At 45.6% G+C, this 7,740-nt stretch carries 6 protein-coding genes; 3 read left to right on the forward strand and 3 right to left on the reverse strand.

From position 1 onward, the window contains the following. Window positions 1–425 precede the first annotated feature (425 nt). Window positions 426–1,778 carry an NCS2 family permease gene (locus tag L5L94_RS06125; protein WP_105251716.1) on the forward strand — a complete coding sequence of 451 codons (1,353 nt, stop codon included), beginning with the start codon at window positions 426–428 and terminating at the stop codon, window positions 1,776–1,778. 62 nt (window positions 1,779–1,840) lie between these two features. Here the strand turns inward: L5L94_RS06125 and L5L94_RS06130 are convergent, their stop codons facing one another. The 3 genes from L5L94_RS06130 to L5L94_RS06140 all read right to left on the reverse strand — a co-directional run bounded on the left by L5L94_RS06130 (window position 1,841) and on the right by L5L94_RS06140 (window position 5,355). Further along, on the reverse strand, window positions 1,841–2,272 hold the full coding sequence (locus L5L94_RS06130; RefSeq protein WP_028761428.1) for a CBS domain-containing protein: 432 nt from the start codon (window positions 2,270–2,272) through the stop codon (window positions 1,841–1,843). Window positions 2,273–2,387: 115 nt separating this feature from the next. After that, complete coding sequence (locus L5L94_RS06135) at window positions 2,388–4,274, reverse strand: lysophospholipid acyltransferase family protein (RefSeq protein WP_263161914.1); 1,887 nt, start codon at window positions 4,272–4,274, stop codon at window positions 2,388–2,390. Further along, window positions 4,264–5,355: a UDP-2,3-diacylglucosamine diphosphatase gene (locus tag L5L94_RS06140; RefSeq protein ID WP_263161917.1), complete on the reverse strand. Its 1,092-nt coding sequence runs from the start codon at window positions 5,353–5,355 to the stop codon at window positions 4,264–4,266. Before L5L94_RS06140 ends, L5L94_RS06135 begins: the two co-directional genes overlap by 11 nt. A 925-nt stretch (window positions 5,356–6,280) precedes the next feature. Here L5L94_RS06140 and L5L94_RS06145 point away from each other — a divergent pair. Together L5L94_RS06145 and L5L94_RS06150 are read left to right on the forward strand one after the other, a co-directional pair. Beyond that, window positions 6,281–6,508: a hypothetical protein gene (locus L5L94_RS06145; protein ID WP_263161920.1), complete on the forward strand. Its 228-nt coding sequence runs from the start codon at window positions 6,281–6,283 to the stop codon at window positions 6,506–6,508. A 122-nt stretch (window positions 6,509–6,630) separates the two neighbouring features. Further along, complete coding sequence (locus L5L94_RS06150) at window positions 6,631–7,272, forward strand: hypothetical protein (protein WP_107948990.1); 642 nt, start codon at window positions 6,631–6,633, stop codon at window positions 7,270–7,272. The last annotated feature ends 468 nt before the right edge of the window (window positions 7,273–7,740 follow it).

Raw genomic sequence — 7,740 nt, forward strand, 5'->3', positions numbered from 1 at the left:
GGGAGATGAAGGAGGGGGTGAAGTTAGCGTACGTTTACGCGGCACTGGCAGACTCTTATCGTGATTAATGTGATATTAAGTAGCAGTTATTACATAGGTTTAGGCGTTTTTTTAAACAACAGATTTCAGTTTTTGCCGCTAATTTTTTATCGAAGTGTAGGCGATGTCTTAGCTATCTTTGGGAGATTCCAGTATCATCCGCGGCCAACAACGGCTGCGTCTACATGGTTAATGGCTTTTTAATCATCGCGAGGCATCACTGCTTGCAGATCATGGATTTTTCCCACAGTAGGAAAATGATGTGGATCTCTCACCCAAGTCTGATGGATTTGGGGCTCTAATCTGCCGCAGCCAGCGTCGCCAATTGCGTTTTAGGGTAATTGGTACCGACCCCATTTTAAGAGATCACAAGGTATAACAACATTATGTCTGAGCAATTGAGTTCAACAGCCGTATCCTCTGGTTCGTTTCTGGACCGTTATTTTTCTATTCAACAACGTGGTAGCACAGTTCGCCAAGAAGTGATTGCGGGATTCACAACCTTCCTCGCTATGGTCTACTCAGTGATTGTGGTGCCTAACATGTTAGGCCAAGCGGGATTTGATCCCGGTGCCGTGTTTATTGCAACCTGTTTAATTGCTTCATTTGGTTCTTTACTCATGGGTTTATGGGCTAACTTACCTATGGCGATTGGCTGCGCGATTTCGCTCACTGCCTTTACTGCGTTTAGCTTAGTCCTAGGTCAGGGAATGTCGATTCCAGTCACCTTAGGCGCTATTTTCCTAATGGGCGTGACGTTCACACTTGTGAGTGTGACAGGTATTCGCCAGTGGGTGCTGGCGAATTTACCTAAGGGCATAGCCCACGGTACAGGCATAGGTATCGGCTTGTTTTTACTTTTGATTGCGACTAACAGTGTGCAGTTGATTGTGGCCAATAGCGCAGGCTTACCTGTGAAGTTAGGCGACATTAACAGTTTACCTGTTATCGCTACCGTTATAGGTTTAGCGGCGACAATTGGTTTAGAGCGCCGCGGTGTACCTGGCGGTATTTTGTTGGTGATTATCGCGCTATCGGTATTTGGTTTAGTGTTCGATCCGAGCGTTAAATACCAAGGCTTGTTCGCTTTACCTGATTTTACCTCAGAGCATTCACTGATTGGTCAGCTCGATATTATGGGTGCCTTTAATCCTGTGGTCTTGCCTATCGTATTAGCGTTAGTAATGACGGCGATTTTTGATGCGACCGGCACTATCCGTGCTGTGGCTGGGCAAGCGAATTTACTCGATAAAGACGACAATATTGTCGGCGGCGGTAAAGCCTTAACTTCAGACTCAGTCAGCAGTATGGTGGCAGGTTTAGTCGGCGGTGCACCAGCGGCTGTGTATATCGAGTCGGCGGCGGGGACTGCAGCGGGCGGTAAGACAGGTTTAACGGCTACCATAGTTGGCGTACTGTTTTTGTTGATGATGTTTTTAGCGCCATTAAGCTACTTAGTGCCTGCCTATGCGACAGCGCCTGCTTTGATGTATGTGGGTTTGTTGATGCTGAGTAATGTGGCGAAACTCGACTTTGACGATAAAGTTGATGCCATGTCGGGTTTAACCTGCGCTGTGTTTATCATCTTAAGCTGTAATATCGTTACCGGTATTATGCTGGGTTTTGTGACACTGGTGGTAGGCCGTATTTGCAGTGGCGAATGGCGTAAACTGAAGTTAGGCGTGCTTGCCATCACCTTAGGTTTAGTGGTGTTTTATATGGGTGGTTGGGCGATTTAAGTTAGGCAAACTGAGTGATTTGAACTGAGTTATTGAGAACAGAAGCGAGTGTAGTCTTAGGATTAGCACTCGCTTTGATTTTGTGTCCTGTATTCACAATAGGCACGTAATAAGTCTTTCCAAGTAACAATCCCAACCAATTTACCGTCCTCTAACACGGGTAAGCAGCCGATATCGTTATCTAATAACATGCGGGTGGCCGTGTCTAAATTGATGTGGGGTGCGACGGTAACCGGATTACGCGTCATCACTTGATGTACACGTTTTTGTAGAGTTTCTAAGTCTCTTGCGGTTTCGGCGCTACTGCCCAAGTTCGGGCTAATCGCGCGCAATAGATCCCGCTCCGATAACACGCCTTCAAGTTGGTACTCATCGACGACCAACAAGTGATGAAAGCTCGCTTGGTCGAAGATTTCCTTCGCCACAGTTAATCGATCGTCCATTTCAACCGTGACGACTCGGGTACTCATAATATCGGCGATAATGATCGGCATGATGATCCCCTGTTAAGCTTGCGCATCCTAAGATGCGCTCTGTTAATGCGCTGCATTACAGTTACTTATAACAGAGTGGTGCAAGTTTAGCCAACACCCATTACAAAGTTTTAACTCAAAGATCTTGGACCTCTGGCTCATCATCCGCTGTGATTGGCATCCGCTCCGATTCGGGCAAGTGTGCGCCTATGTAGCGTTGATACTTTTTACCTTTCAGTTTGTGGGTGTCCACCAGCACTAAGCCATCGATACAATCGCCAAAGTCGGCGTCGATACCAAAGGCGAGAAACTTAACCCCATCGGCTTTACACAGTTCACCATATTGTTTGTAGAGCGTAGGTACGGCCGCCCCCATACTCGCGAGCACTTGTTTGAGTTGCTTAAAGTTACTCTGATAATCCTCGGAGAAATACAAGTCATCTAACTTAGCTTTTTGGGATTTAGATAAGCCAAAGGGCGACATGGAAACTGCCATCTGCTGTGCAGGTGCAAATTCCCGCGCATAGAAGTGCACTAGCATTTCCCTAGCACTTCCAGGCAGTTGATTGCTGATGGACACAGGGCCAAATAGATAACGATATTCAGGATGCTTGGCGAGATAAGCCCCAATGCCAAACCACAGATAGTCTAAACTGCGTTTACCCCAATATTTAGGCTGCACAAAGCTGCGACCGAGTTCTAACCCTTGCTTCACAAAGGGCATAAAGCTGTCGGCGTATTGGAATAGGGATTGGCTGTAGAGTGCGTTGTCGCCATATTTTGCTAAGACTTGCTCACCACTGGCAAAACGATAGGCGCCGATAATTTCAAACTGCTCTTTATCCCACAACACTAAGTGTTGGTAGTAGGAATCGTATTTATCAATATCGCGGCGCTTGCCCGAACCTTCGCCTACGGCGCGAAAGGCGATTTCCCTCAGGCGGCCAATTTCCCGCATGATGGGATTACTGTCGTGGTGTTGGTAGAGATAAATCAACTTGTTATCTTGCGTTTCCCCTAGAAGTTCACATTGTTGCAGTGCCGTTTGCAGTTCACGGCGCGATTCGGGGTGGGCGATAGCGCTCTGGGTGATAAACAGTGGATCTTTATCTTTGCCAATACGATACAAGTGATTTTTAAGCAGTTTTATCTTTGTCTTGAGTGGAAAGTCCATTGAGCGTACGGCTTCATTGGGAATGAGCTCGCCAATGCGGATCGGCATATTACGTTTAGCCTGCTTGAACATTTCCTTCACTAGCAGCAGTGTCGCAAGTGGCTTGTAAATCATAGATGCACCGTAGAAAGTGGCAGAGTTTTTGGCATCTAAAAATATTGGCAGTAGGGGCGCATTGCAGGAAATCGCCATCTTTAAAAAGCCTGAGTGCCATTGGGTATCACGCACGCCGTTAGGGCGCAGACGCGAGACTTCGCCCGACGGAAAAATCAGCACTGCGCCTTCATTACGCAGATGCTGGTGGATTTTTTCTAAATGCTGTTTCGGTGTGCCGCCGGTCATATTGCGCACTGGCAGTAGGATTGAGTGCAGCGGTTCCAGCGCCATCAAGAGTTCATTCGCGACGACTTTAATATCAGGGCGAACTTCACTGATGAGTTTGATGAGCGCTAATGCATCGAGTGAACCTATAGGATGGTTCGCGAATATGACCACTCGGCCTTCACAGGGAATATTTTCTATCTCGTTGGCGGGCACGGTAAAACTAAAGTCAAAACTCGCCAGCATTTGTTCGACAAAGTCTACGCCCTGTAAATAGGTATATTGACTGGCGATATCGTTGCACTGTTTTTCATTGAGTAGGTAACGCAGCATGGCCTTGGCAGGTTTAGCGAGCCAAGGTTTGTCATTGATAGCTGGCAGATTTTGTTCAACCACATTATCAACGGTAAAAATCATGTTATTCGCCTTAAACGGCACAGTATGCTTGTTATGGCTAATGCTGCTGTTTAGCATTTGTTCATTGTATTCCATAGCGTTATGTAATTGATTCATAGTGTTAGGCAACATCCCTTGGGCGAGTTTCGCCGGTATTTATGTTTGGCATTTGCTGCGCTGCCGTTTTTTGTTGCTTGTCTTTGTGCGTCTCAGGCGGTTGTTGTACCAGCGCTATACTGTTGAGAATATCGAGCTTGAGCGTTTGCTCGTTCCAGCGGCAAAGTTGTAATTCGCCGCTTAAGGTTTCTGTGATTAAACTGCAGTTTTCGACCCAGTCACCGTCGTTGGCGTAGATGATCCGCCTCTTTTCTGGGGGACTGAGTGGTGAGTAATATTGGGCAGCTCTGGGGTGAGTCGAGAGTTCGGGCTGATGGATATGACCGCAGATCACACCGTCAACATCAAAGTGCTGGGCATAGTTGAGTACCGCTTGACGGTAATGTCCAATAGCCGCTTGAGCCTTGCCCACTTTGGACTTGATATAACTTGCCAGTGACCAATAGGGATAACCTAAGTGTTCCCGCAAGCTATGGAGATTGCGATTGAGGAACAACAATAGGTCATATAAATGGTCGCCCAATATGGCGTAGAAACGGCCGACACACACATCGGCATCAAACTGATCCCCGTGGAGCATCAAAAGTTTATGGCCGCCAATTCCGTGGTGAATATGTTGGCGGACAATTTTAATATTCCACAGGCTTAGCTCGGCGTAGGGTTTAATCAGTTCGTCGTGGTTGCCCGGCAGATAAATCACTTGGGTGCAGTTTTGTGCCAGTTCAATGAATTTTTGCAGCACTTTATTATGGCTATCGGGCCAGTGCAGCTTACGTTTTAACGCCCATAAATCGACTATGTCACCGACCAGATACAAGTGCTGACAACGCACGGTTTCAAGCAAGCTGAGCAGGTAGTCAGCCTTGCAATCTTTACAGCCTAAATGAATATCTGACAACCAGAGGGCGTTAACTGTGATGCTTGGGGTATGGGCTGAAGTTGATGCGGATGGGGTAATAGCGGCACAATTGAATTGATTTGAGGATGTTGGTGCTAATGTTGGCGTTGAGCGATTAAAGATGGGAGGGGAAAGGCTGGGGTCATTTATCTCTTCCCGCGTAGACCTCTCAAGTTTCTTGAAATTAAATCCTGTCATCTCGTATTCACCCCATTAGGCTGTTAACGAATATGAGCTTAGTGGGGGGCTTTGACCGAATGATGAAGTTTAGATGACATGCAGATGACAAAAGGTGAATCAGCCTGGACTGAACCTGCAAGATTCACATCAGGATGCAATTAGATCCGATAGGTTGGTTTAACTTACTTCTGCCCCAAAGCAAGATAACTTTGTTGTCAGTTTACAGCATGTTTCCCCTGTGACTCGCCGCCCTTGCATTTAACAAGAAGCGTCCCAGAGGGCTCGACGACGGCATCCATGCCGCCAACGGTCACAGTTGCAACAATGCCAATCTTAATTAACACTTCTGCTGTTCGTTTAGCTAAAAAGCTATTGCCCCGAAGTGAGTTTCGTAGTTTGAATGCTTTAATCAAAATCAAAGTCGTGGGGCTTCACCCCACACCGACCAAGGAGGACTGCTCGTCCTATCCTCCTTGGATGCTCCAAGACGCCCCCAAAGGAGTTGAAAGCCCCTTGTGCTCATTGACAAATTTGCTATCGCTTCCGAAGGATGCGTCCCTGCACCTGCGAAAGCTAGCTCGCCATCCATGGCGAGACTCACGTAATTTGTCTATTCGCCCTGCGGCAACTCCGAGGGGAGGTGTATTCCTTGAAGTTTTGAGTCGTTAGATAGCGATTCATCAACAAAAAATAAGCGCGAAAAATGATAAAGCTAAAACGATATCAAGTGATTAGTGTCAAAGCTGTATAAAAAACAGCTACCGCAAAAAAGTAAATTCCTATAGCATCATTTATACCCATTTACACTGATGTGGCAGCGGCCATATTTGAGATTTAGTCAACAAACGATTTATGCCCTGCAAACAGCGCAGCGCATAAATACTAAGACGTTAAGGGGCTTTAGCTCAAAATCAAAGTAGTATCAACTAAAAAGGAAGTGATGATGGAACGTTATAAAAATTTGGGTGGTAACTCGAATGTGGTTGCATACGAAATTGGAGCAGGCGAAATCACCGTTCAGTTCGGAGATGGCTCAGTCTACCTTTACACGAATCAAAGTGCTGGTGCAGCCTGCATCAACGAAATGCATAAGCTGGCAAGAGCTGGGCAAGGCTTAAATAGCTATATCGGTAGAGTAGTCAAAAAGGGATATGCTAGGAAAATCAGGTAAGTAGCCATTAATAATCGCAGTCGCAGAGATAGCTTTTTCGTTGCGGCTGCGCCTTCACTACAAAGCCGCGCGTGCTGCGCGGCGTTACGTTTACTCGGAATCAGCACACACAAGGGAAGAATATGAAATCAAGAGACCTTTTTACAATACACGATCTGATTGCTAGCAATTATAAAATAAGCCAACTTCCAAACGGTAAATTTCTTCATAGTTTCACTCCTAAAACGACGAATACTTTGTATGAATTTGAGGCCAATAGTGCTCCCGTTATCGAGGAAGGTCAGCGTTATAATATTGGGTTTTCTACAGATAAAAACGGAAGAAATGTAATTGAGTTGTCTGCTCTTTCGAAAACAGCTGAGGTTAACCCCTTTTTTAGCTATGCATTTGCACAACAAATTGCTCGGGAAAATAAACCTGCAGAAAAAGCTAAGAATGACCAGCGTGTTACATACAAAGCAAAAGATGGTTACTATTGGGGTAAAAAATACGCTTGGAGAATGTTCGGTACTGTAATATCAAAAGATGCATTTTATAGCTACTTGGAAGAAATAAATCATCCTTCAGTTCCATGCGTAACAAACAATCCAGATCTACCATATCAAAGTGAGCCATCGACTGCTTATAAAGAAGAAGGTCTAGAAGAGGCTATGCGTAACCTTATCTCTTCTGCACAAAAAATTAGCCCTGCATATCATAAATCTCCTTTATACTCGCGAAAGTTGTCAATTAAGGGCGTAAAAGCAATTACAGACAAAAAATAAACCTAACAAACCGCTGCACGCCGACACATACTGCTACGTTCGTTTTTGTGTGTTGCTGTGCACCACTTTACACAAAAACGCTCTCAGTAGGGTGAACGGGGCGATAATCCATAGAAATTTTTATCCTGAACTCATTTGTTAGAGCTAACAAACTGACTCAAAAATGTCCAAAAGCTTGCTGGGTATCTCCTTCATACAGACTGGTTACACTAGTGCCCAAAAGGTGAGCCATGGTGATTAGCGAGACGACCGTCCGCCCCATGGACGGGGCGGTCGAGCATCCAAGGATGATGGGATGGACACCTCTTGTGAAGTAGGCGTCATTTACGCCATATTGAATTTGCACGTTCAATAACAACAAAAGGTGTCCAAAATGAAAGTTACACTAATAGGAATTGATCTCGCAAAAAATATCTTCCAAGTATGTGGAGTTAATCAAGCAGGCAAGAGTGTTTTTAACCGCTCGAT

It is taken from the genome of Shewanella sp. SM21 (assembly GCF_025654335.1).
GTDB classification, from domain to species: domain Bacteria; phylum Pseudomonadota; class Gammaproteobacteria; order Enterobacterales; family Shewanellaceae; genus Shewanella; species Shewanella oncorhynchi.